This window comes from Streptomyces sp. NPDC020958 (assembly GCF_055562175.1).
Genome location: NZ_JBVHFU010000004.1, coordinates 176,626 through 200,908, shown reverse-complemented (window position 1 = coordinate 200,908; position 24,283 = coordinate 176,626). Strand labels below are relative to the sequence as shown.

Here is a 24,283-nt window from a genome sequence, read left to right as displayed (position 1 = left end):
TTCACCCCGGCTGACAGGCGTGCCGTCCTCGACCGCGCGGCGCGCCTGCGTCAGCTCTCCGAAACCGACCGCGACGCCATACGCCTCGCCCAAGATCCGAACTTCCCTCGCTGGCTGGAGCAGGTCACCGCTACCGGCGGATGCGCCCACCCCGTCCACCTGTCCGGCTCCACCACCACCCTGGACGGCGCGACCGGTGAGATCCTCCACCATTACGACACCCGCGCCGAACCGGGTGAACGTCTCCTCGTCCGCTGCCGCAACCGCCGGGCGACCATCTGTCCCGCCTGCTCCCGCCTCCACGCCGGAGACACCTTCCACCTCGTCCGCGCGGGCCTCCTCGGCGGCAAGAACATCCCCTCCACGGTCCGCCACCGGCCCCGGCTCTTCGTCACCCTGACAGCCCCCTCCTTCGGCCCCGTCCACCGCGCCGGGGATGCGTGCCGCCCTCGCCGCGACGGCGGAACCTGCCAGCACGGGCGGCCCCTCGGCTGCGGCGCCGTCCACACCCCGGACGCTCCGGCCACCGGCCAACCGCTGTGCGCCGATTGCTACGACTACACCGCCCACGTGCTGTGGCACGCGCACGCCTCCAAGCTGTGGGACCGCTTCGTCATCGACGTCCGCCGCCGCCTGGCCTCCTCGGTCGGCCTCGTACAGTCCCAGTTCGCACGGCACGCGCGCCTGTCCTTCGCCCGCGTCGCCGAGTACCAGAAACGCGCGGCCGTCCACGTGCACGCTGTCGTCCGCCTCGACGGACCAGACGGGGCCGACGACGAACCACCGGCCTGGGGCACCACCGAGCTACTGGCCGACGCCGCGCGCGCCTCCGCCCGGCGGGTCCTGGTCCACACTCCCTACAGCTTGGCCGTGGGCGAACTGGCACTGCGCTGGGGCGCCCAGGTCGACACTCGGCCCCTGCGCACGAACGGCGACGGCCCCGACGATGATGCCGTTGCCGCGTACGTCGCCAAATACGTCACCAAGGGAGCCAACGAGACAGGCGCCGGCCTCGACCACCCCGTCACCGATCAGGCGGACATCGAGTCGGCACCCGTGAGCGCACACGTCCGCACCCTCATGCGGACCTGCTGGCGCCTCGGCGGCCTCCCCGAATACGAACCCCTCCACCTCCGAGGCTGGACTCATACCCTCGGCTATCGGGGCCACATACTCACCAAGTCGCGGGCCTACTCGACCACCTACGCAGCGCTCCGCGCCGAACGCGCCCACCACATGGGCCACACCGAGACACCCGACACGCTCACCGAACGGCACTGGCGCTACGTCGGGTCCGGCCACACCCCCGGCGCCTCCCTCATCGCCGCAGGCGTTGCCGAAGACGTCGCAGCGAACGGCGAGATCGCCCGGGAGCAGCGCGAGGTGCTTGCGTGACGGGACGCCACAGCGAGCAGTGGACTCGGGCGGTGGAGCGGCAGGCGGCCAAGTTCCCTACACGGATCGGACCGAGGAGCGCTGCCCGACTCGCGCGGCTTCTTGGCCCGGTGCGGAAGGACTAGGAACCCACGAGCGAGCCCCTGCCACAAGGCGAAATGGCAGGGGCTCTACTGCTTGGGTGTCACTTGCGCGGGCAGTTGCGCTTGTCATGCCCGTGGTATCGACACACGCTGCACTTCCCGGCGTTGGGAGAGACGTCGCACGACCGCTTGTCGTGCCCTCCCCCACCGCACCATGAGCAAGTTCGGGTCCCGCTCGCGCTCATCTTTCCCCTCCGTATGGTCAGTGGTTCGACGTCCTCGGATGGGGAGTTTAACGTTGTGAACCTGGGCAGTTCGGCGTTTTGTCAGACTGCCGACATTCCTGACCTCTGCACCTGACCTGCGGGAACCCGCACATTAGTTTTAGAAGCCTATCTAGCGGTCCCTTACGACCGCGGTGCGGGCCCACCTGGTGAGGTCGGAACGGACGACTTGCGCAAAGTGCCAGTCACTCAAGCGGGTTCGGCTCGATCTCCACCCGGTCCGTGTCGAACCCCCTGCCCTTCCGTGTCGGCGGCCGAACGATCACGGCGGCGAACAGGAACCGGTAGATGGCGTTCATGCGCGCGTAGTCCCCCGCCTTCTCCAGCCTCTCCCAGTTGGCTTCGGCATCCGGCCCAGCGATCCCCTCCAGCACGGCGACCGGCCGTTTGACGGTCTTGCGCTGCCGCTCCTTCATCCGCTTGATGATCGGCGCGCGCATGGCCTGGAAGTCGGCGGTGGTGAAGTCGTCGTCGTTGAGCCACAGCTCCTTCAGTTCCTTCAGCTTCTCGCGGTCTTTCTCGTCCGCGAGTACGTCAGCCTCGGGGCGCGTAGTTGTGGCGGGCTCGTAGCCGGAGGTGTCGAGCTTGGTCAGCACCTTGATCGCGACGTCCCGCACGAAGGCTTCCAGCGGCACGGCCGAGACGGAACGGTCGCACTTCTGCTGGTCGGTGTTGTCGGAGCGGTTGCATCGGTAGTAGGGGTACCGGACGCTGTTGGATCCGCCCATCCGTGCCCCGCACGCGCACGTGACGACTCCGCGCAGGATGTAGTTACGGAGCGGCCGCTTCTTCGTGTCCCGGTGCTGCTGGGCGCGGTACTCCTTGAGCCGCTGTACCTCGTCCCACTGCCCCCGGTCGATGATGGCGGGCCACGTCCCGACGGCCACCTCCTCGCCCAGGTGGAACCGTAGTCCGGCCACGAAGTGGGACGACAGCAGATGGCGGACGTTCTCCGGGTTCCAGGCCTTGCCCTTGGACGTGGGGATCTCGCGTGCGGTGAGATCCTGCGCTATGAGGTTCGGTGACTCGCCGTCCAGGTAACGGCGGTAGACCTCACGGACGATCTCGGCTTCTTCCTCGACGATCGCGCTTCCGTCGCGGGTGTAGCCGTACGGCCTGTTGCCCACGTGCGGCCGGCCTTCACGGGCGTGGTCCTTCAAGGCGTCCTTGAGGCGTCGCGACGTGTCGTCCGACGATCGGCATGCGTGGGCGACCTCAATACGCAGGATGAACCGGTCATCGGGGTCTGACAGATCACGCCGGTTCGCCTCGCCGTGCAGCAAGACGCGCTTGTCATCGGCTATGGAGAGCAACTCTTCAAGGTCCTTGGGCTGCCGCATGAGCCGGTCAGGGTGGTAGACGATGACGTGCCGGATCTCCCCTTCCCCCATCGCCTTCAGCATCGCTTCCCACCCCGGCCGATTCCGGTTGCGCTGCCATGCCGAACGGTTGTTGTCCACGTAGACGTGGGCCGACTCGACGCGGAGCTGAAGCCGTTCGGCGATCTCACGGCAGATGCGTTCTTGCCGGTCCACCCCGGTCTGGTCCTCGTCCCGGGTGTGCGAGATACGGCAGTAGATTGCTGCGGGCTCGCCCGGTGTGACAGTGGCCTTGGCTAACTTGGATCGACTCATGGAAACACTGTATGAGCCTGCTATGACATCAGTGATCGTCGGCGCCGCCATCGGCGCCCTCTTCTTCAAGGAGCGCTTCGGGGCCCCCAGGATCGCGGCGGCCGGTCTCCTGGTCGTGGGCATCGGGCTGATGCTGCATGCCGGTTGACCGGTGGCCCCGATGCCTCAGATCTCGGCGGAAGTGTCAGCACCACGACCGGCCCGCGACGGGCACGCCCACTCGTGACGTGAGGACGACCTGATGAAGCGTTCCCTGCCGGCCGTCGGCCTGTCTGTTCTGGTACTTGTGTCGGCCTGTTCCGGGGGTTCCGCGCACCCCCGGCCCACCGCCTCCCATGGTGCGACGGCCGCTCCGGCGTCGGTCCCGACAAGCCCGGACCGCCTTCCCGATCCGGTCCGATCTCCGATTCCGGTGGGATCGAAGACGCTCTACACCGGGTCAGGCCGCGGCGCGGGTGGCCTCACGCTGCCCGCGTCGGCGGGGAAAGCCTCATCCATCACGGTGATGTGGACATGCGCCGGTCCCTCGAAGTTCGACATCACTGCCGCCGGAGAGGCCCTCGCCGGGTCTCAGTGCGGTGACGGGAGCGGCGTGTTCACCGCCAGGATTCCGCATGCCAATGTGCGCCGGCTCACATGGAAGTTCTCGACGGCTGATTCGGTGATGTGGCGGGTCGTCGTCACTCAGCCACCCGGGAATCAGCCGCTCACTTCATGAGCGGCCGTCAGTTGTTGCTTGCGGCCGACTCGTCGGCGCCGCCATCGGCCCAGCTGATGCTCCACGCCGGCTGACCCGTGGTCCCTCAGCGGCGGCGGGACGGCAGCAGGCGTGCTGCCAGGGCCAGTGCGAGGCCGACGCCGACGAGGTACAGGCCCAGGCGGGCTTCGGGCACCGCGGGTGACCACACCCGCCAGGCGGACCCCGAGTAGCTGTCGGCGGCCAGGTAGGACGCGTAGACCCGCGGCGGTGCGGTCTGCCCCCGCACCCACAGCAGCGCGCCCAGGGCGCCGCAGGTCGCGGCGACCGCGTAGAGGGCGGTGGCGTGGCGGGGGGTCGGTCCCTTCATGACGGCACCTTCGCTTTCGGTCGAGGTGGGAGGATTCTCTCCGCTCGTGTCCGGCGCGTCCGCACCGGGTTGCGACCGCCGGCGTCGGTGCGTGCGGCGCCGCGCCGGACGGCCGTCCCCGCGAAGTCCGCCGGACGGCCGTCCCCGCGGAGTCCGGCCCGCACCGACCTCGGCCGGTATGCCCCTTGCGCCGACCGCCCGTCCGGCGGACTTGCCGTTGCCTTGACGAACCGTTCGTCGAACGTTCAGACGCCCGCCTGTGCCCGGGTTGTGTGGTCTCCATAAGGTCCCTGCGGATTGCGGAAGAAGGGACGCATGGGACTCATGGACACACTCCACGCAGTCCGGGCCCGCGGGATCACCAAGTGCTTCGGCGAGGTCGTCGCACTCGACGACGTCGACCTGGATGTGACGCAAGGTCAGATCCACGGCCTGGTCGGACCCAACGGCGCCGGAAAGACGACGCTGCTGGGCCTGCTTCTGGGCCTGGCCGTCGCCGACGGCGGCCGCCTCGAGATCCTGGGCACGCCGGTCGAACGGGCCCTCACCGCCCCCGACGGCGTCGCCGGCTTCGTGGACGCGCCCGGTCTCTACCCCTCGCTCACCGCCCGGCAGAACCTCGCCGCCCTCGCCGCGCTGCGCGGTCTGGACACCGGGACGGCGCTCATCGACGAGGTGCTCGGCGAGGCCGGGCTCACCGACGTCGCCGACGACAAGGCCCGTGGCTTCTCGCTCGGCATGCGCCAGCGGCTCGGCCTCGCCGCCGCCCTGCTCACCGGACCCCGGCTGCTCGTCCTCGACGAGCCGTCCAACGGCCTTGACCCTGCCGGGAAGAGACACGTGCACGGCGTCCTCAACCGGCTCGCCGCCGACGGCACCGCCGTGGTCCTTTCCAGCCACCGGATGGACGACCTGGAGGCCCTGTGCTCCGAGGTCACCATCCTCGCCACCGGACGCGTCGTGTTCTCCGGTCCGCTCGGCAAACTCGCCGCCGAGAACCGCGAACTCGACTACCGGCTGCGCACCTCCGACCCGGCCGCCGCGCGCCGGATCGCAGGTGACGCGGCCGGCATCCGGATCGTCGACGACAGCGGCGTACGGCAGGACCCCGACGTGCTCGTCGTCCGCGCCCTGGTGCCCGCCCTCGACCACCTCGTCGCCGAGGTCGTGCGCGCGGACGTCGCGGTCCGTGAACTCGCCCCGGTCGTCTCGCCGCTGGAGGCCGCCTTCCTCGCCCTCACCGAGCAGCAGGAGGCCGCCCGATGACCGCGACCACCGCCCCCACGACCGGCACCGGGCCGGGCCCGGCCGTCGCGCGCCGGATCCCGGTGTCCCGCGGCTACCGCTTCGAACTGGTCAAACTCGTCTCGCAGTGGCGGATCCGGCTGCTGGTCCTTGCCTGCTGGATCGCTCCGGGGCTGTTCGTCGCCGGGGTCGGCGAGCAGAGCACGCTCCCGTCCGACACGCTGTTCGGGCGCTGGATGCACGCGACCGGCTGGGCCGGACCGCTGGTGATCCTCGGCTTCGCGGGCACCTGGGCGCTGCCGCTGCTGGCCGCGGTGGTCGCCGGTGACGTGTTCGCCGCCGAGGACCGGCTCGGCACCTGGCGGCACCTGCTGGTCGCGGTCCGCTCGCCCACCCGGATCTTCGTGGCGAAGTCGCTGGCCAGCCTCACCGTCATCGTGCTCCTGGTGGCCGGGCTGGCCTGCTCCAGCGCGGTCGGCGGACTGCTGGCGGTCGGCGACCAGCCGCTGGTCGGGCTCGACGGCCATCTGCTCACGCCGGGGGACACGGCCGTCAGGGTCCTGCTCGCCTGGGCCGCCGCCCTCGCCCCGACCCTGGCCCTGGCCGCGATCGGACTGCTCGGCTCGGTGGCGCTGGGCCGTTCCCCGATGGGGCTGTTGCTGCCCCCGGTCGTCGCGCTCGCGATGTCGGTCGCCCAGATGCTGCCGCTGCCCGTGGCCGTGCGCCTCGCTCTGCCCGGCTACGCCTTCGTCTCCTGGAACGGCCTGTTCACCAGTCCCACCCAGCTCGCCCCGCTGCTGACCGGCGTCGCGGTGAGCCTGGCGTGGGCGGTGCTCGCCACCGTCCTCGCCCATGTGCTGTTCGTACGGCGGGACTTCACCAACCCCGCTGACGACGGTTCCGGACGCCGCGCGCTCACCCTCGGCGTGCTGCCGCTGGCGGCGCTGACCGCCGTAACCGTCGGGGTGGTCGCCGCGGCCACCCCCTCGACGGGCTCCGGCATCCGGCAGGACAAGGTGCAGGAGTCCCTCGCCACGGCCTTCGGGCACCTCTACCGCCTGCAGACGCAGGAACTCCATCGACCCGCCGTCACCGAGAGGCAGTTGGGGGCCACGGCGGCGTGCACCAAGAGCGACGGCCAGGCCGCCCAGGAGGGCGCGGGGAACGACTGGCGTTGCGTCGTGAGCTGGCACCTCCCCGGCGTCCCGGTGACGGGGACGGCGATCTACCAGCTCGACATCACCTCGGACGGGCGGTTCGTGGCCGACGGTGACGGTCCGAAGGAGGTCAACGGTTACTTCCTCGTGCGGACCTCCACCGGCGACGCCCCGAATCCGCTGTGGCAGTTCGACGGCAACGTCGATCTGCTCGACATCCACTGAAGGGAACAGTTCCGTGCAGGTAATCCGCCAGCGCCGGACCAGTGAGACCAGACAGCTCAACCTCTTCGGCCACCGCGTCGGCCGCCGGGCCATGATGGTGACGGCGGGTATCGCCGTCGCCCTCGGCGTCACGGGCACCGCGGTCGCCTCGACGTACCAGTTCGGCACCCAGCAGGTGGGGCAGAACACCGCCAACGGCCAGGTCGTCTCCGCCGACCAGTACATCAACCCCTACGGCACCCGCACCGTCATCAACGACGGCAAGATCATGTCGTCGACGGTCAGCCCCGACGGCACCCACCTCGCCGCCTCGATCGCCGACGGCGACGCCTCCCTGGTCGTCATGGACCTGAGCACCGGTCAGGTCAAGCAGAAGATCGGCACCAGCACGGCGGACGACCTGCGGATCAGCAGCGGCGCGGTCGGCCAGGAGGGCCCGACCTACTCGCCCGACGGCAAGCAGCTGTGGCTGGGGCAGGCGAACGGCTACACGAAGTTCACCGTCAACGCCGACGGCACCCTCGGCACCCCGACGGCCGTGAACATCCCGGCCGACGGCGCCAAGCAGGCGCTGGTGGGCGCGGCCGTCTTCTCGGCCGACGGCTCCACCGTGTACTCCGCGGTCAACGGCCAGAACAAGGTGGTCGCGATAGACGCGGCGACCGGCACGATCAAGCAGACCTGGGCGGTCGGCAACGCGCCGCGCGGCATCGCCCTGGTCGGCGGCAAGCTCTACGTCAGCAACGAGGGCGGGCGCCCGGCCAAGGCCGGCGACACCACCATCAACTCGTACGGCACGGATGTCGTGGCGAACCCGAGGACCGGGGCCAGCACCACCGGCACGGTCAGCGTCATCGACACCGCGGACCCGTCCGCCGCCGTCGGCACCGTCGCCGTGGGCCTGCACCCGACCGCGGTGTACGCGAGCAGGGGCGCGGTGTTCGTCACCAACACCGCCGACAACAGCGTGTCGGTCATCGACAGCCGCAAGGACCGGGTCGTCCAGACCATCGCCACCCAGCCGTGGCCGGAGGCGTCGGTCGGCTACGAGCCCAACGCGGTCACGCTCACCGACGACGGACGCCTGCTGGTCACGCTCGGCCGTGCCAACGCCGTCGCCGTCTACCGGTACACCTCCCCGCAGATGCCGGCCCGTTACGTCGGCCTGCTCCCGACGGACTACTACCCGTCCGGGGTCTTCGCCGACGGGAAGAAGATCGTCGTCGCCAACACCCGCGGTGTCGACGCGCGGCGCCCGGACGCCGCCGGCCACAACACGCACGACACCACGTCGAGCCTCACCCGGTTCACGCTGCCGGGCGACCAGGTCGTCAGGTCCGAGACGGCCAAGGTCTTCAGGCAGAACGGCTGGACCGCCGGCTCGGTGAAGACCGCCAGGGGCTACGGCCACGCCAGGGCCGTCCCGGTCCCGAAGCGGATCGGCGACCCGTCGACGATCAAGCACGTCTTCCTGCTCGTCAAGGAGAACCGCACCTACGACCAGGTCTACGGCGACCTCCCGCAGGGCAACGGCGACTCCGCGCTCACCCAGTTCGGCGCGAACGTCACGCCGAACCAGCACGCGCTGGCCCAGCAGTTCGGGCTGTACGACAACTTCTACGACATCGGCACCAACTCCGCCGAGGGCCACAACTGGCTGATGCAGTCGGACAACCCGGAGTACACCGAGTCGTCGGCCGGCGAGTACACGCGCAGCTACGACACCGAGGACGACGTCCTCGGCCACCAGAAGACCGGGTTCATCTGGACCGGAGCGCAGGCGGCCGGCAAGTCGGTGAAGGACTTCGGCGAGTTCCAGTCGGTCGAGACCAAGCCGGCCGGTGCGACCTGGCAGAACCTGTACTGCGACAGCAAGAACATGGCCGCGACCGGCGCCTCGACCGCCTACCCCATCAAGACGGGCTCGGCGATCCCCTCGCTCAACGACGTGTCGGTGCAGGGCTTCCCGCTGTTCGACCTCAGCGTCCCGGACATCTACAAAGAGCAGATCTGGAAGCAGGACTTCGAGAAGAACGGCCCGGCGAACCTGAACATGTTCTGGTTCTCCAACGACCACACCGGCGGCCCGGCCAACGCCGCCGCCGAGGTCGCCGACAACGACCTCGCGGTCGGCCGGATGGTCGACGAGATCACCCACAGCACGTACTGGAAGGACTCGGCGATCTTCGTCGTCGAGGACGACTCCCAGGCCGGTCTCGACCACGTCGACGGCCACCGTGCCCCGGTCCAGGTCATCAGCCCGTACGCCCAGCACGGCAAGGTCGACGACCACTACTACTCGCAGATCACCATGGTCCGCACCATCGAGCAGATCCTCGGGATCCACCCGATGAACCAGCTCGACAGCGCGGCCACCCCGATGTACGGGGCGTTCACCGGCAAGGCGGACGACACCCCGTTCACGGCGGTCCCCAACCGGACCTCGCTGACCCTCGGCGTGAACCCGCAGCCGTCCTGCGGCTCGGACACCCCGGCGGCCCAGGACACCAGGGCGGCCGCCGCGCCGACGTCGGTGTCGGTGCCGGCGGCCGAGAAGCAGGTCGCGGCGCAGTGGCAGAGCTGGGCCTCGCACCAGCGGCTGACCGGCAAGAACGCGGTGCCGGACTACGCCAACCCCACCCAGATGAACCGCTGGACCTGGTACCAGACCCACAACTGGACCAAGCCGTACCCGGGTGACAAGAAGATCTACACGCCGGACGAGGTCCCGGGCGCCTACCTGCCCTCCTCGGAGAACGACGGCTGATCCCGCCCGCGCACACCGGAAGACCCCGGCCGGTGCCGGGGTCTTCCGTGTCGTCCGGTCCGGAACGGGTAGGCGTCGCGCGCAGCCGACCGCAATGCGGAAAGCTGGCCTGCGGAACGTACGAGGACAGGGAGACGTCATGACCGACAAGCCGACCGTCGCCGTGCTGGGCACCGGGATCATGGGCGCGGCGATGGCCCGCAATCTCCTGAAGGCCGGGCACCCGGTCCGCGCCTGGAACCGCACCCGCGCCAAGGCCGAGCCGCTCGCGGCCGACGGCGCCCGGGTCACCGGCACCCCGGCCGAGGCCGTCGAGGGCGCCGACGTCGTGCTGACCATGCTCTACGACGGTGCCACCGCCCTGGCGGCCCTGCGCGAGGCCGCCCCGGCGCTGCGCCCCGGCCTGCTCTGGGTCCAGTCGACCACCGCGGGACTCGACCAGATCCCCGACCTGGCCGCGTTCGCGAGCGAGCACGGCCTGGTCTTCTACGACGCCCCGGTGCTCGGCACCCGCCAGCCCGCCGAGGCCGGACAGCTGACCGTCCTGGCCGCCGGGCCCGAGCAGGGCCGGGAGACGCTCGCGCCGGTCTTCGACGCCGTCGGCGCCCGCACGCTGTGGACCGGGGACGACGGTTCGTCCGCGGCCGCGACCCGGCTCAAGCTGGTCGCCAACAGCTGGGTGCTTGCGGCCACCGCGGCGACCGGCGAGGTGGTGGCGCTGGCGCGGGCCCTCGACGTCGACCCGCAGGACTTCTTCGACATCATCGAGGGCGGCCCGCTCGACATGGGCTATCTGCGGGCCAAGGCCAAGCTGATCCTCGACGGCGCACTGACCCCGCCGTCCTTCGCGGTGGACACCGCCGAGAAGGACGCCCGGCTGATCGTCGCCGCGGGCGCGGGCAACGGCGTGCGCCTCGACGTCGCCGAGGCCGCGGCCGAACGCTTCGCTCGGGCCGCCGCCCAGGGGCACGCCGACGAGGACATGGCCGCCGCGTACTTCGCCAGCTTCGACAAGGAGTCCGACAAGGAGTAGGCCCGGGCCGACGTGACGGCCCGGGCCCCTCGGGAGCACCCTGGAAGCAGCGATTCCGGAAAGGTGGTGCTCATGATGCGAACCGCTGTGGGATGGCATGTGGAGCTGGAGTTCCTGGAGGACGAGACGCACACGCGCGCGGTGGCCCTGGTCCGCCTGCCCGACGGCACCGAGGTACGCGCGCACGGCCACGCGAGCCGGCACGACTCCGACAACAACCAGCCGCGGGTCGGCGAGGAGATCGCCGGCGCCCGCGCCCTGAACGAACTGGCCATGCAACTGCTGACCAAGGCGCACGGCGAGATCGACGCGGACTCGGGCCGCCACTCGCACCCGATCAACGTGTGAGCGCCGTGCGTACCGCCCGTACCAGGGCCTGGGCCCGGGGGTCCGCCGTCACGCTCTTGCGGAAGCCGTTGGTGACGTAGCCGAAGGCGATGCCTGAGACGGGGTCCGCGAAGGCCAGCGAGCCGCCGCGGCCCGGGTGGCCGAAGGAGGCCGGGGAGAGCATCGGGGAGGCGCTGCCGTGCAGCATGTAGCCGAGTCCGAAGCGGGTGGGGACGACCAGGACGCGGTCGGGCCCCGCGGACTGCTCGGCGCGGGCCAGCTCCACGGTCCCTGGGGCGAACAGCCGGCGGCCGCCGTCGACCTCGCCGATCAGGGCGGCGTAGAAGCGGGCCAGGCCGTCGGCGGTGGCGATGCCGTTGGAGGCGGGGAGGGCGGCCGCGCGGTAGGCGGGGTCGTTCTCGTCCGGGAGCGGGCTGATCGCGCCGAACGCCCGCCGGGTCAGCGATCCGGGGTCGGCGTACGCCTCGGACACGGCCCGCTTCGGCCGGGTCCGCAGCCCGCCGGCGGCCTCCGGCGCGGCCACCGGCCCGACCCGCCCCACGCGTGCCCGCTCCGCCTCGGGCAGCCCGAGCCACAGGTCGGCGCCGACCGGCCGGGCGATCTCGTCCGCGATCCACGCGCCGACGCCGCGCCCGGTCACCCGCCGTACCAGCTCGCCGGTCAGCCAGCTGAATGTCTGCGCGTGGTAGCCGTGGTCGGTGCCCGGTTCCCACACCGGCGCCTGCGCGGCCACCGCCGCCGCGCCCACCTCGGGGTCGGCGGCCTCCGCGGGCGTCAGGGGCCGGTCCAGCACCGGCACGCCCGCGCGGTGCGCGAGCAGCTGCCGTACCGGCGTGCGCTCCTTGCCCGCGGCCTTGAACTCCGGCCAGTACTCGCCCACCGGTGCGTCCAGGTCCAGTTCCCCGCGCTGCGCCAGGAGCAGCAGTACGGCGGCGGCCACGCCCTTGGTGGCCGAGCGCACGATCTGCGCGGTGCCCCGCTCCCAGGGCGCGGTGCCGTCGACGTCCTTCGTGCCCGCCCACAGGTCGACCACCCGGTGGCCGCCCCGGTAGACGGCCACCGCCGCGCCGCGGTCCCCCAGCTGTTCGAAGTTACGGGTGAACGCGTCCCTCACCGGCTCGAAGCCCTCGGCCACAGTGCCGTTCACGTCCACGTCCGTCCCCCTCCTGTCGTTCCTCTCTCAACCAAGCACGATCGTCACGTCGATGTTCCCGCGGGTCGCGTTCGAGTAGGGGCACACCTCGTGGGCGGCGTCCACCAGCTTCGCCGCGACGTCCGCGTCCAGCACCGGGAGCGAGACGCTGAGGGCGACCGCGAGGCCGTAGCCGCGCTGCTTGTTGGGGCCGATGCCGACCTTCGCGGCGACCGTGGAGCCGGTGAGGTCGTAGCCGGAGCGGTTGCCGACGAGTATCAGCGCGTTGTGGAAGCAGGAGCTGTAGCCGGCCGCGAACAACTGCTCCGGGTTGGTGCCGTTCCCGTCGCCGCCCAGCTCCGGCGGCATCGCGACCTTGAGGTCGATATGGCCGTCCTGGCTGGTGACGTACCCGTCCCGGCCGCCGTGCGCGGTCGCCTCCGCGACATACATGATCTTCGTCGGACGGGTGTCGACGGTGGCGCCTTCGAGCACGGCGGGACCTCCCCCAGAGCGGAAACGGTGGTGGGCAACACAGAAGTGTGCAAGCACATCGTGCACAAGGTACCGACCAGTAGGAAGGGCTGTGACGAGCAGGGGGGTGGAAACCGCGGGTAACAGGCGGTGGCTACACCTGGTGCCAGGCCGACCGGCCCGCCCGGTCCGCGAGTTCGCGCAGCTCCTCGCGCAGCCGCGCCACCTGCGCCCCGCCCAGCCCCGTCGTCGTGAGCAGCGCGCCCGGTATGCGCGCCGCGCGCTCGCGCAGCTCCTCCGCGCGCTCGGTGCAGGCGACGAGCACCGAGCGCTCGTCCTGCTCCGAGCGCTCCCTGCGCACCAGGCCGGCTGCTTCCAGTCGCTTCAGCAGGGGTGAGACCGTGCCGTAGTCGAGGCGCAGCGCGCCGGCCAGCTCCTTCACCGTGGTCTCGCCCCGCTCCCACAGGACCAGCAGCACCAGGTACTGCGGGTAGGTGAGCCCCAGTTCGTCGAGGAGCGGGCGGTAGGCGGCGGTCACGGCACGCTGCGCGGCGTACAGCGCGAAGCACAGCTGGTCGTCCAGGCGCGGCACCCTGGCGTCCTCTTCTGTCGTCACGTGCCCATTGTCACGGACGCGGGCATGTGCGGGACGGCCGTCACGGAAACGCGTCACATCTCCTGGCGCCGCGCCGTCGCCGCCCGGGGGTCGGAACCGAAGCGGAGTTCCAGCCGGTGGGGCCGCAACAGGGCGACGCCGGCGAGGAGTTCGCCGGTGGGGCCGTCAGTGGCGATCGTGCCGTCGCTCAGGATCGGGGTGCGCGGCCCCGGTTCGAGGGCGTAGGGGAGGTCATGCGTGACCATGAGGACCGCCACCTCCAAGGTGCGCAGGACCTCCGCGAGGGCGGCGCGCACGCGTGCGTCGAGTACCGTCCGCAAGCGCATTCCGGAAAATGTGCGACATTGGAGAGGAAGCGGATGCACGGTCTTCGCAGGGATCACGGAGCGTAGAGGGCAGTCCGATGTCTGTAGTCGAGCAGTACGCGCGGGCCCACATCGTCACGGACGAGGACGCCCGGGGCGAGCCGCCCGCGGTGCCCGTCGTCCTGCGGTACGACCCCGACGCGGACCCGCGGTCGGTACGGGTCGGCCTGCCCGGCACGGACGAGTGGACCTTCTCGCGCTCGCTCCTGGAGCAGGGCCTGAGAACCCCGGCGGAGAGCGGCGACGTCCGGGTGTGGCCGCTCGGGCGGGTACAGGCCGTGGTGGAGTTCCACTCCGACCACGGCACCTCGGTGGTGCAGTTCGAGTCGAAGGCGCTGCTGCGCTTCCTCAGGCGCACCTACATGGCCACCCCCGTGGCCGGCTGAGCCCCAGGGCCCTACAGGGACGACCCCAGCTTCAGCAGGGCCGCCACGATCGGGCCGGCCGTGTCGCCGCCGTGGCCGCCGGCCTGGACCACGCCCGCGGCCGCCAGGTCGCCCTTGTAGGCGGTGAACCAGCCGTTCGGCTTCTTCTGCCCGTCGACCTCGGCCGAACCCGTCTTGGCGCCGTAGTCGGGCCCGAGCCCGGCCATCGCCTTGGCCGCGGTGCCGTACGCCGCCGTGTAGGACATGACCTCCTTCAGCTCGGACTGGGTCTTCGCGGACATCGTGCGCGATGCCTTCGCGAGCGTCCGGTTGTCGACGCTCGGCGCGACCAGGTACGGCTGGTGGAAGGTGCCGGTCTCGACCGTGGCCGCCACCGACGCCATGTTCAGCGGGTTCATCCGCACCCCGCCCTGCCCGATCAGCGAGGCGCCCATCTGCGCGCCGCTCTGCACCGGGACCGAGCCGTCGAAGGTCGGCACGCCGATGGCCCAGTTGTCCATGCCGAGGCCGTAGACCTGCTGGGCCTCGGTGGTCAGGTCGCTGTCGGAGAGCTTCGGCGCGAAGTCGATGAAGGCGTTGTTGCAGGAGGCGCCGAAGCTCAGCTTGAACGTGCCCTTCTTGATCTCGGAGTCGTCGTCGTTGTGGAAGGTCCACCCGGCGAGCTTGTACGTCTTCGGGCAGGGGTGCGACGCGTCCGGCGTGATCAGGTTCTTCTCGAAGAGCATCGTCGAGGTGATGATCTTCATGGTGGAGCCGGGGGCCAGGGAGCCCTGGAAGGCGACGTTGAAGCCGTGGCTGGAGTTGGCGACCGCGAGGATCTCGCCGGTCGAGGGGCGCACCATGACCACCGAGGCGTTCTTCCGGGTCATGACCTGCTTCTCGGCGGCCGCCTGGAGGGTCGGGCTGAGCGTGGTCCGCACCGTGCCCGGGGTGCCCTTGCTGAGCTCCAGGAGGGTCTTGTCGGAGAGCTTCGCCTTCTCGGACGCCTTGCCGCGCACCACGCGCAGTTCGACGCCCGCCCTGCCGCCGGCCTTCTTGCCGAACTTCTCGCGCAGTCCGTCGAGGACCGAACCGAGCGACGGGTACGCGGCGGTGGTGAGCTTCCCGCCGTCGCGGTCCAGGGCGGTGACGGGCGGGGCGCCGGACTCGCCGGTGACCAGGGTGTCGCCGTCCTGGAGGTCGGGGTGGACGACGGAGGCGTGCCAGTCGACCAGCGGCTTGCCGTCGCTCTTGTGCCGGACGACGGTGAAGGAGGAGGAGTACGACAGGGGCTTGCTGACGCCCTTGTAGGACACCGTCGCCTTCACCGAGAACGGCACCTTCGTACCCGTGCGGGTGCCCTCGGTGAGGGTGACGTCCTTGATGTGGGCGTCCTTGCCGTAGCCGGTGAGCAGCCTGACGCAGGCCGCGGGGTCGTCCGTGACGGCGGCGGCCCGGGTGGTCCGGCCCTGCTGCCAGGAGGCCAGGAAGGTGTGGGCCGTCGTCTGCACCTCGGTCGCCGACAGCGGGCCGGTCCTGACGTCCTTGTGGTCGGCCGTGCCGGAGGCCGCGTCCGCGGCGGCCCCGCCGCCGTACAGCGCGTAGCCGCCGAACCCGGCGGCGCCGATGACGACGGCGATCGCCCCGCCGATGACGGCGGGTCTCTTCGTCCGCCGTTCGGCGGCACGCCTTCTCTTGCCCACAGCTCAGTTCCTCCGCGCACTTCCCCAGGGCCCCCGCCGCCCCGTCGCCCTCGTCGCCCTCACGCTCCCCAACGACTGCATCAGCCTAGAGTCCCGCCCCGCGGGGATGACGTCAGCCACCGATCCGTAGCACACTCGCGACAATCGGACCGGCCGCGTCGATGCCGTGCCCGCCGTCCTGGGTCATGGCCGCGGCGGCCACGTCGTTGCGGTAGCCGGCGAACCAGCTGTTCGACTTGGACTGCCCGTCGACCTCCGCCGAACCCGTCTTGGCACCGATGCTGCCGCTCAGCCCGCGCATCACACCGGCCGCGGTGCCGCTGGTCGCGGTGCGGTTCATCATGGCGCGCAGCTGCGCGGTCGTACCGGCCGACAGGCCCTTGGCGGTGGCCAGTTCACGCCCGTCCAGCTTCTGGGACACGAGCACCGGCTGCCGGAAGGTGCCCGTCATCGCGGTCGCCGCGACGGAGGCCATGTTCAGCGGGCTCATCTGCACCTGGCCCTGGCCGATCAGGTTGGCCGCGGTGTCCGGGCCGCCGGAGGCGGGCACCCGGCCGTCGAAGCTCGGGATGCCGACCTTCCAGTTGTTCCTCCCGAGTCCGAAGCGGTCCTCGGCCTCCTTGGTGAGCGAGTCCACCTGGACCGAGTCCGCGTACTTCACGAACGCCGTGTTGCAGGAGCGCGCGAAGCTGTCGGAGAGGGTGGCCTTCTCGTCCGGCTGGAGGCCCTTGAGGTTGCTGAAGGTCTGGCTCTGCCAGGTCGCCGTGGGCGGACAGGGGGCCGGTCCGGTCGAGGTGGTCAGGCCGGTGTCGATGAGGGTGGCGGCGCTGATGATCTTCATGGTGGAGCCGGGCGCCAGCTCGCCGAGGAAGGCCGCGTTGAAGCCGTCCACGCGGTTGTTGGCGACCGCGAGCACCTCGCCGGTGCTCGGCTTGACGGCCACCACGGAGGACTCGGCGTACTTCGTCACCGCCGTCTCGGCGGCGGCCTGCACGCGCGCGTCGAGCGTGGTGCGCAGCTTGCCCGCCCGGCCCTCGGCGAGGGTCAGCAGCGTCGTGTCGGCGGCCTCCTGGGAGGCGTGGTGGATGACCAGCTCCACGCCCGGGGTGCCGCCCGCCTTGTCGCCGTAGCGGCTGCGCAGCTCGTCCAGGACCGGGCCGAGCGACGGGTACGCGTCCTTGGTGAGGACCTTGCCCTCGCGGTCGACGGCCTCGATCGGCGGGCTCGCGGCCTCGCCGGTGGCCAGGGTGTCGCCGCGCCGCAGCTGCGGATGGACCACGGAGGGCTGCCAGTCGACGAGCGCGCGGTGCGTGGTCTCGCCGCGCACGATCCGCAGGGAGCTCTTGTAGGCGAGGGGCTTCGACTTCCCGCCGTAGGTCACGGTCGCCCTGACGCTGAACGGCACGGTGGCGCCGTGGGCCTTGCCGGGCGTGATGTGCACGTCCTTGATGTGCGCGGTGGCGCTGAAGGAGGTGAGGACCGGTTCGGCGTCGGCGGAGTTGTTCGTGAACGACGCGGCGTCCACCGACCGGCCCTTCTCCCAGGCCGTGAAGAACTCCTGCGTGGTGTCCTTGATCTCGTCCTCGGTGGGCGGCCCGGTCCGCACGGCCGGTGTGCTGTCGCCCCTGAGCGCCGACAGCACGTTGTAGGCGCCGTAGCCCGCACCGCCCACCACGACGGTGCAGACGCTGCCGACGATGGCCGCCTTGACCCCCTTGCGCATGGCGCGACATCCCTCCCCGTGTGCTTTTGCCGCGTTTTGTGAACGCGTTCAAAAGCTGGTCGTGACTCGCACTGTAGGTCGTTGTGGGGTTCCCGTGACAGAGGTTGACCGATTGTTGGCCGAACGGAGATCAGGGATGTGTCTCAGACCCAGGTGTCCAGCCACATCCGTGAACGCCAGGAGTCGATGGGGATCGCCGTGCCCGTGTACAGGGGCCAGAAGTAGATGAAGTTCCAGGCGATCAGCAGCACCAGGACGCCCGCACCGGAGGCGCCGACCAGCCTGCGGGTGTCGCTGGAGCCCGGCGGGCCGATGATCGCGCCGATCATCATCGCCACCGCCAGGCACAGGAACGGCACGAAGACGACGGCGTAGAAGAGGAAGATCGTGCGCTCCTGGTACATGAACCAGGGCAGGTAGCCGGCCGCGACACCGCAGGCGATGGCACCGGCCCGCCAGTCCCGGCGGAAGGCCCAGCGCCACAGGACGTAGGCGATCGCGAAACAGGCCGCCCACCACAGCAGCGGCGTGCCGATCGCGAGCACCTCACGGGCGCACTTCTCACCGGCGTCCGCGGGGCAGCCGTCCGCACCGGGGGACGGCGACTCGTAGTAGTACGACACCGGGCGGCCCAGCACGATCCAGGACCACGGGTTCGACATGTACGTGTGCGGCGACGACAGGCCGATGTGGAACAGGTACACCTCGTGCTCGTAGTGCCACAGGCTGCGCAGCCAGTCCGGCAGGAACGTCCAGTCGCCGCCCTTGCCGTCACCGGCCGCCCAGTTGCGGAAGTAGCCGCCGGTGCCGTCGGTGGGGGAGAGGATCCAGCCGATCCAGGAGGTCAGGTAGACGGCGATCGCCACCGGGACCGTCGCCAGGAACGTGATCCCCGTGTCGTGCGTCAGGACCGCCCGGTAGGGGTGCGCGGCACCGGCCACCCGGCGGGCGCCCACGTCCCACAACAGCGCCATCACACAGAACGCGGCCAGCACGTACAGCCCGTTCCACTTGGTGCCGATCGCGAGCCCGAGCAGCAGGCCCGCGGCCCACCGCCAGGGGCGCCAGCCGAAGCGGAAACCGTCGGCCACGCGCGCGTCGGGGCGGATCCGGCCGTCCGCGTCCGGCGGCAGCGCGGCGGCGAGCCTCGCCCGCGACCTGTCCCGGTCGACGACCAGACAGCCGAACGCGGCCAGCACGAAGAACATCAGCACGCCGTCGAGCAGCGAGGTGCGGCTCATCACGAAGTGCAGGCCGTCCACCGCCATGAGCGCGCCCGCGAGGCAGCCCAGGAACGTCGAGCGGAAGATCCGGCGCCCGATCCGGCACAGCAGCAGCACGCTCAGCGTGCCCAGCAGCGCCGTCATGAAGCGCCAGCCGAACGGGTTGAAGCCGAAGACCAGCTCGCCGAGCCCGATGACGTACTTGCCTACCGGCGGGTGCACGACGTACGCCGCGTCCGCCGGGATCGTCAGGTGGCCGTTCGACTGCAGGATCAGGTCGTTGGCGTTCTTGTCCCAGTTGACCTCGAAACCGCGGTGGACGAGCGCCCACGCGTCCTTCGCGTAGTACGTCTCGTCGAATATCACCGCCTTCGGGCTGCCCAGGTTCCAGAACCGCAGCAGGCCCGCCATCAGCGTCACCAGGAGCGGGCCGCCCCATGCCGACCACCGCGTGATCCGGTCGGCGAGCACCGGGGGCACGCCCAGCGCGAGCCACAGCCGCGAGCCGGGCTCGGCGTACGGCGGCACCAGGCGGTCGACGACACCGGCGTCCTCGGCGCCTCTGCCGCCGGCGGCGCCCGCCGTGCGCGCCGTGCTCTGCGGGTAGCCGAACCGGCGCAGCCGCTGCTGCCACGCCGGCCGCTGGTCGAGCGCCGCCTGGTCCTGCCGGGTGTCCGTGGAGGACGCGGTACTGGTCACCGCGCCATCGTAGGGAACCGTTCTGTGTGAGTCCCGTGCAATGGGTCTTCACGGTGGGTTCCTTTGCGATCGGCCCGGGCTGGGAGGATGGGGGGGTGACTGGAACCCTTGTCCTCGCAGGCACCCCCATCGGCGACGTCGCGGACGCGCCGCCCCGGCTCGCGGCCGAGCTGACCGGCGCCGACGTCATCGCGGCCGAGGACACCCGGCGGCTGCGGTGGCTCACCCAGGCGCTCGGGGTGACGCCCAAGGGCCGCGTGGTGTCGTACTTCGAGGGCAACGAGGCCGCCCGCACCCCCGAACTGGTCGAGGAACTCGTCGGCGGCGCGCGCGTGCTGCTCGTGACCGACGCCGGGATGCCCTCCGTCTCCGACCCCGGCTACCGGCTGGTCGCCGCGGCCGTGGCGCAGGAGATCCGCGTCACCGCCGTCCCGGGGCCGTCCGCGGTGCTCACCGCGCTCGCGCTCTCCGGACTGCCCGTCGACCGGTTCTGCTTCGAGGGCTTCCTGCCCCGCAAGGCGGGTGAGCGCCGCTCCCGGCTCCAGGAGGTCGCCGAGGAGCGCCGCACCCTCGTCTACTTCGAGGCCCCGCACCGCCTCGACGACACGCTCGCCGCCATGGCCGAGGTCTTCGGGGCCGAACGCCGGGCCGCCGTCTGCCGTGAGCTGACCAAGACGTACGAGGAGGTGCGCCGCGGCCCGCTGGCCGAGCTGGCGGTGTGGGCCGCCGAGGGGGTGCGCGGCGAGATCACCGTGGTGGTGGAGGGCGCGCCGGAGCGGGGGCCCGAGGAGCTGGACGCGGCGGAGCTGGTGCGGCGCGTGCGGGTGCGGGAGGAGGCCGGTGAGCGGCGCAAGGAGGCGATCGCGGCGGTGGCGGTGGAGGCGGGAATTCCGAAGCGGGTCGTTTTCGACGCCGTGGTCGCGGCGAAGCGTGTGGACGGGTGAGGTCGGCTTCTGTAGCGCCCTCGTGGTTGCTTTTGTGTAGTCGGGTGCGGGCCGGTGGGGGCTTGTCGCGCAGTTCCCCGCGCCCCTGAAAGGGGCGCTTCGGTGAGCGGTGTCGCAAAGGGGGCGCTGCTGATCTCCGAGCGCGCCGCTTCTCCTTTGAGCGTGCGCCCCTGACCTGCGGAAATATGTCCTATGAGCAGGAAGCTTCTCCTCTGAGCGCGCGCCCCACAGGACGGTAAAGCAAGGTGGGGAAAGGCAAAGGCGAGCCCCCCTTCGCGAGGCCGATTCGGCAAGCGAAGTCCAAATCGCCTCCAACACTCGACAGCCCTGCTGCATTCGCGCCGGTGAAGGCGTCCACTGGTCAGCAGGGACGCACCCGTCCCTCACCCCCATGGGATTCCGGGGGGAATCCCGCGCCGGGGGTGCTTGTCCAGCGGACAAGAGGAGCTGGCATGAGTGAGATCGCAGGGCAGACCGGCCTCCGCAGTGCGGCCACAGCCGTCGTCCACGAGTCGTATTCCTTCGCCTGCATGCGCTGCGGGCACGGCTGGGAGCAGTCGTACGAGATAGAGCACCACACGGACGCCGACAACCACGAGTTCGTCACGTACGTGGCGAACGGCCGCGTGGTGCCGTCCCCGCTGAGCCGGCCCGCGTGCCAGAACTGCGACGGACAGGTCGTGCGGATCATGCGTGCGGGCCAGGTCTCGTCGGTGCAGAACGCGGCCGGCCGGTCGCAGCAGCACCGGCCGCCGCGGCCCCGGCCGGCCGGGGAGGACGGTACGGAGCCCGGACCCGGGGCGGCGGCGACGGAGGCCCCCGCACGAGCCGAGGCGGACCACCACTGGCACCTGTCCGATCTCCTGCACCCGTTCCAGCGCAAGGCGGGCTGACCCGGGCGCGGGTCCGGCGGGGCATGCCCCTTCCGTAGGATCGGGGCATGCCTTCGAACGCCGCCGGTACCGGCGCCTCCGGTACGTCCGACAAGAACGCGGCACCGCCGCTGCCGGAACCCCTCCGGGTGCCGGTCGCCGACTCCCACACCCATCTCGACATGCAGTCCGGCACGGTCGAGGAGGCCCTCGCGAAGGCCGCGTCGGTGGGGGTGACGACGGTCGTCCAGGTCGGCTGCGACCTCAAGGGCTCGCGCTGGGCGGCGGACACCGCGGCCGCCCACGAGCACGTCCACGCGACCGTGGCCCTGCACCCCAACGAGGCCCCGCGGATCGTGCACGGGGACCCTGGGGGCACCTCCCAGCCCTCTGGGGCTGGGGGAGGATGGTCGCGGCAGGGGGCCCGCGCGGCCGGCGGTGACGCCGCGCTGGACGAGGCGCTGGCCGAGATCGACCGGCTGGCCGGGCTGCCCCAGGTGCGGGGCGTCGGCGAGACCGGCCTGGACTGTTTCCGGACCGGACCCGAGGGCAAGGCCGCGCAGGAGCGTTCCTTCCGCGCGCACATCGAGATCGCCAAGCGGCACGGCAAGACGCTCGTCATCCACGACCGCGACGCCCACGCCGACGTCCTGCGGATCCTCAAGGAGGAGGGCGCCCCGGAGCGGACCGTCTTCCACTGCTACTCCGGGGACGCCGAGATGGCCGAGGAGTGCGCCCGCGAGGGCTACTTCATGTCCTTCGCCGGCAACGTCACCTTCAAGAACGCCCAGAACCTGCGGGACGCGGTGGCGGTGGCCCCCCTCGAACTCCTCCTGGTGGAGACCGACGCGCCCTTCCTGACCCCGGCGCCGTACCGCGGACGGCCCAACGCCCCGTATCTCATTCCGGTCACGGTGCGCGCGATGGCCGCCGTGCGGGGGATCGGCGAGGACGCGCTGGCGACGGCCCTGGGCGCCAACACCGCCCACGCCTTTGACTACTGAGGGTGTATCGATCATAACTGGCGTGTAACGACCGCCAGGTTGCGGCTCCGCTCCGGTCGCGACCGTGCGTAGTCGTGCCGCTTTGGAGAGTGACGGGAGCTCCGCTAGGTTCTGGGGGCCCGATCCGGACCCGTCTGGCCCTCTGGAGCGTGTCGGCGTGAGCGCATCGCAGTACGAGACGCCAAAGGCGTACGACCCCTACGGCATGTCAGGGGCGCACGGCGCCGGCGGCACACCCCCGGCGCAGGGAAGCCACCGGGCGCCCGGCGCCTGGGGCGCGCACGGGGAGTACGGGGCCTACGGCACGCCCGGGGCACACGGCGCCCACGCCGCGCACGGCGTCCGCGGTGCCTACGGGACGTACGGCGGCCACGGGGCGCCGGGGGTGGCCGGCGTGCACGGCGCACAGGGCGTGTACCGCGCACAGGGCGCGCAGGCCATGTACGACGCCGAGACGCTCGGCTACGGCATGACCTACGGCGGCGACACCTACCGGCCCGCCTACGAGACGGCGGCCGGGGCGGTGCCGTCGGCGGCGCCGGCGCAGGGGCGGGCGCAGGCACGGGCCCAGGCGCGCGCCCATGCCCAGGTGCAGGCTCAGGTACGGGCTCAGGCCCAGACCCAGACCCAGGTGCAGGCGGACGGTCGGCACGCGGCGGCCGGCGGGTACGCGAGTGAGCCGGCGTTCGCACGGCAGGGCGGACGCGGGCCGCAGGGCGAGGCGCGGGAGGCGGGTACGCATGCCGGAGGCCGGCGTGCCGCACGCCGGCGCAGGGCGCGGTACGGGCAGCGGCCGGAGTCCGCCGTCCGCCGTCTGCTGCCCCAGGCGCTGGTCGTCGTGTTCCTCGCCGGCGGTACCACCGCCTTCCTCGCCAAGGACAAGGCGGTCGAACTGACCGTCGACGGCAGGCCGCGCACCCTGCACACGTTCGCCGACGACGTCAGCGGTCTGCTGGCCGAGCAGGGCGTACCCGTGGGCGCCCACGACGTGGTGGCGCCCGCCCCCGGCACCGCCCTGGCCACCGGCGACGAGGTCGCGGTGCGCTACGGCCGGCCCGTACGGCTCACCCTGGACGGCGAACCGCGCGAGGTGTGGACGACGGCGCGCACGGTCGACGGGGCGCTGAGGCAGTTGGGGGTGCGCGCCGAGGGCGCGTACCTGTCGGCGTCGCGCTCCCAGAGCATCGGACGCGCCGGTCTGGCGCTCGACGTCCGCACCGAGCGCACCGTCACCGTCCTGGCGGACGGCCGGACCCGCACCATCCGCACCAACGCCGCGACCGTCGGCGAGGCCGTCGAGGAGGCCGGCATCACCCTGCACGGCCAGGACACCACCTCCGTGCCGGGAACCGGCTTCCCGCGCGACGGGCAGACCGTGACGGTGCTGCGGGTCACGGGCAGCAAGGAGGTGCGCGAGGAGGTGATCCCGTTCGAGGTGCGGCGGACCCAGGACCCGAGCCTGTTCAAGGGCACCGAGGTGGTCGAACAAGCCGGGCGGCCGGGGCTGCGCCGGGTCACCTACTACCTGCGGACCGTCAACGGGGTCCGGCAGAAGCCGCACCGCGAGTGGTCCGAGCTGGTGCGCGAACCGACCGCGCAGCTCGTGAAGGTGGGCACCAAGCCGCACCCCGACTCGGTCAGGGGCGCCGAGGGCCTGGACTGGCACGGTCTCGCCGTCTGCGAGTCCGGTGGCCGCCCCCACGCGGTGGACCCCTCGGGGACGTACGGCGGGCTGTACCAGTTCGACACCCACACCTGGCACAGCCTCGGCGGCAGCGGCCGCCCGCAGGACGCCCCGGCCGACGAGCAGACGTTCCGGGCGAAGAAGCTCTACGTGAGCCGCGGCTCCACTCCCTGGCCACACTGCGGGGCCCGCCTGCACGGGTGAGGTGACGGGGTGACCGGCGGGGGGCGTTCTCGGCGGC

20 protein-coding genes and 2 pseudogenes are annotated in these 24,283 nt (G+C 71.5%); 13 read left to right on the top strand and 9 right to left on the bottom strand.

Going from position 1 to position 24,283, the window contains the following annotated elements:
* Positions 1-45: 45 nt before the first annotated feature.
* Positions 46-1,395, top strand: coding sequence for a replication initiator (locus ACZ3KP_RS14765; protein ID WP_467500266.1), 1,350 nt, complete (start codon positions 46-48; stop codon positions 1,393-1,395).
* 552 nt (positions 1,396-1,947) lie between these two features.
* On the opposite strand, the gene ACZ3KP_RS14760 is transcribed toward ACZ3KP_RS14765, so the two are convergent.
* Positions 1,948-3,396 (bottom strand): recombinase family protein, encoded by a 1,449-nt coding sequence (locus ACZ3KP_RS14760; RefSeq protein ID WP_467499556.1) that lies wholly within the window; start codon positions 3,394-3,396, stop codon positions 1,948-1,950.
* A 25-nt stretch (positions 3,397-3,421) separates the two neighbouring features.
* Here ACZ3KP_RS14760 and ACZ3KP_RS14755 point away from each other — a divergent pair.
* Positions 3,422-3,544 (top strand): annotated as a pseudogene (locus ACZ3KP_RS14755) (EamA family transporter); the annotation flags it as partial.
* Positions 3,545-3,637: 93 nt separating this feature from the next.
* Positions 3,638-4,114 carry a hypothetical protein gene (locus tag ACZ3KP_RS14750; protein WP_467499554.1) on the top strand — a complete coding sequence of 159 codons (477 nt, stop codon included), beginning with the start codon at positions 3,638-3,640 and terminating at the stop codon, positions 4,112-4,114.
* Positions 4,115-4,199: 85 nt separating this feature from the next.
* On the opposite strand, the gene ACZ3KP_RS14745 is transcribed toward ACZ3KP_RS14750, so the two are convergent.
* A complete protein-coding gene (locus tag ACZ3KP_RS14745) occupies positions 4,200-4,463 on the bottom strand; it encodes a hypothetical protein (protein ID WP_467499552.1) in 264 nt (87 codons plus the stop codon).
* Between the two features lie 324 nt (positions 4,464-4,787).
* On the opposite strand from ACZ3KP_RS14745, the gene ACZ3KP_RS14740 reads away from it, so the two are divergent.
* From ACZ3KP_RS14740 to ACZ3KP_RS14720, 5 genes are all read left to right on the top strand, one after another.
* On the top strand, positions 4,788-5,729 hold the full coding sequence (locus ACZ3KP_RS14740) for an ABC transporter ATP-binding protein (RefSeq protein ID WP_467500264.1): 942 nt from the start codon (positions 4,788-4,790) through the stop codon (positions 5,727-5,729).
* Positions 5,726-7,090 (top strand): ABC transporter permease, encoded by a 1,365-nt coding sequence (locus tag ACZ3KP_RS14735; protein WP_467499550.1) that lies wholly within the window; start codon positions 5,726-5,728, stop codon positions 7,088-7,090. The genes ACZ3KP_RS14740 and ACZ3KP_RS14735 overlap by 4 nt, the downstream gene beginning before the upstream one ends.
* A gap of 13 nt (positions 7,091-7,103) precedes the next feature.
* On the top strand, positions 7,104-9,857 hold the full coding sequence (locus tag ACZ3KP_RS14730) for a phosphoesterase (RefSeq protein ID WP_467499549.1): 2,754 nt from the start codon (positions 7,104-7,106) through the stop codon (positions 9,855-9,857).
* 139 nt (positions 9,858-9,996) lie between these two features.
* Positions 9,997-10,890, top strand: coding sequence for an NAD(P)-dependent oxidoreductase (locus ACZ3KP_RS14725; protein WP_467499547.1), 894 nt, complete (start codon positions 9,997-9,999; stop codon positions 10,888-10,890).
* Positions 10,891-10,962: 72 nt separating this feature from the next.
* The gene (locus ACZ3KP_RS14720) at positions 10,963-11,238 is read left to right on the top strand and encodes a DUF1876 domain-containing protein (RefSeq protein WP_132891924.1); all 276 of its coding nucleotides are present in this window, start codon (positions 10,963-10,965) and stop codon (positions 11,236-11,238) included.
* On the opposite strand, the gene ACZ3KP_RS14715 is transcribed toward ACZ3KP_RS14720, so the two are convergent.
* The 4 genes and pseudogenes from ACZ3KP_RS14715 to ACZ3KP_RS14700 all read right to left on the bottom strand — a co-directional run.
* On the bottom strand, positions 11,228-12,391 hold the full coding sequence (locus ACZ3KP_RS14715; protein ID WP_467499545.1) for a serine hydrolase domain-containing protein: 1,164 nt from the start codon (positions 12,389-12,391) through the stop codon (positions 11,228-11,230). The two genes, ACZ3KP_RS14720 and ACZ3KP_RS14715, sit on opposite strands and share 11 nt — an antisense overlap.
* Before the next feature lie 27 nt (positions 12,392-12,418).
* The gene (locus tag ACZ3KP_RS14710) at positions 12,419-12,823 is read right to left on the bottom strand and encodes an organic hydroperoxide resistance protein (protein ID WP_207921871.1); all 405 of its coding nucleotides are present in this window, start codon (positions 12,821-12,823) and stop codon (positions 12,419-12,421) included.
* 175 nt (positions 12,824-12,998) lie between these two features.
* Positions 12,999-13,460 (bottom strand): MarR family winged helix-turn-helix transcriptional regulator, encoded by a 462-nt coding sequence (locus tag ACZ3KP_RS14705; RefSeq protein ID WP_132891921.1) that lies wholly within the window; start codon positions 13,458-13,460, stop codon positions 12,999-13,001.
* Between the two features lie 53 nt (positions 13,461-13,513).
* Positions 13,514-13,768, bottom strand: a pseudogene (locus tag ACZ3KP_RS14700) (cobalt ABC transporter ATP-binding protein); the annotation flags it as partial.
* A 95-nt stretch (positions 13,769-13,863) separates the two neighbouring features.
* Between ACZ3KP_RS14700 and ACZ3KP_RS14695 the strand changes: the two are divergent.
* On the top strand, positions 13,864-14,211 hold the full coding sequence (locus tag ACZ3KP_RS14695) for an SsgA family sporulation/cell division regulator (protein WP_132891919.1): 348 nt from the start codon (positions 13,864-13,866) through the stop codon (positions 14,209-14,211).
* An 11-nt stretch (positions 14,212-14,222) separates the two neighbouring features.
* Here the strand turns inward: ACZ3KP_RS14695 and ACZ3KP_RS14690 are convergent, their stop codons facing one another.
* The 3 genes from ACZ3KP_RS14690 to ACZ3KP_RS14680 all read right to left on the bottom strand — a co-directional run bounded on the left by ACZ3KP_RS14690 (position 14,223) and on the right by ACZ3KP_RS14680 (position 19,538).
* Positions 14,223-15,893: a penicillin-binding transpeptidase domain-containing protein gene (locus tag ACZ3KP_RS14690; RefSeq protein WP_467499542.1), complete on the bottom strand. Its 1,671-nt coding sequence runs from the start codon at positions 15,891-15,893 to the stop codon at positions 14,223-14,225.
* A gap of 112 nt (positions 15,894-16,005) precedes the next feature.
* Positions 16,006-17,616 (bottom strand): penicillin-binding transpeptidase domain-containing protein, encoded by a 1,611-nt coding sequence (locus tag ACZ3KP_RS14685; RefSeq protein ID WP_467499540.1) that lies wholly within the window; start codon positions 17,614-17,616, stop codon positions 16,006-16,008.
* A gap of 143 nt (positions 17,617-17,759) precedes the next feature.
* On the bottom strand, positions 17,760-19,538 hold the full coding sequence (locus ACZ3KP_RS14680; RefSeq protein ID WP_467499538.1) for a dolichyl-phosphate-mannose--protein mannosyltransferase: 1,779 nt from the start codon (positions 19,536-19,538) through the stop codon (positions 17,760-17,762).
* A 95-nt stretch (positions 19,539-19,633) separates the two neighbouring features.
* On the opposite strand from ACZ3KP_RS14680, the gene rsmI reads away from it, so the two are divergent.
* The 4 genes from rsmI to ACZ3KP_RS14660 all read left to right on the top strand — a co-directional run bounded on the left by rsmI (position 19,634) and on the right by ACZ3KP_RS14660 (position 24,246).
* Positions 19,634-20,482 carry a 16S rRNA (cytidine(1402)-2'-O)-methyltransferase gene (gene rsmI / locus ACZ3KP_RS14675; RefSeq protein ID WP_467499536.1) on the top strand — a complete coding sequence of 283 codons (849 nt, stop codon included), beginning with the start codon at positions 19,634-19,636 and terminating at the stop codon, positions 20,480-20,482.
* A gap of 452 nt (positions 20,483-20,934) precedes the next feature.
* A complete protein-coding gene (locus ACZ3KP_RS14670) occupies positions 20,935-21,375 on the top strand; it encodes a hypothetical protein (protein ID WP_467499534.1) in 441 nt (146 codons plus the stop codon).
* 47 nt (positions 21,376-21,422) lie between these two features.
* The gene (locus tag ACZ3KP_RS14665; protein WP_467499532.1) at positions 21,423-22,358 is read left to right on the top strand and encodes a TatD family hydrolase; all 936 of its coding nucleotides are present in this window, start codon (positions 21,423-21,425) and stop codon (positions 22,356-22,358) included.
* 439 nt (positions 22,359-22,797) lie between these two features.
* Positions 22,798-24,246, top strand: a complete 1,449-nt coding sequence (locus ACZ3KP_RS14660) for a ubiquitin-like domain-containing protein (protein WP_467500261.1) — start codon at positions 22,798-22,800, stop codon at positions 24,244-24,246.
* Positions 24,247-24,283: the final 37 nt, after the last annotated feature.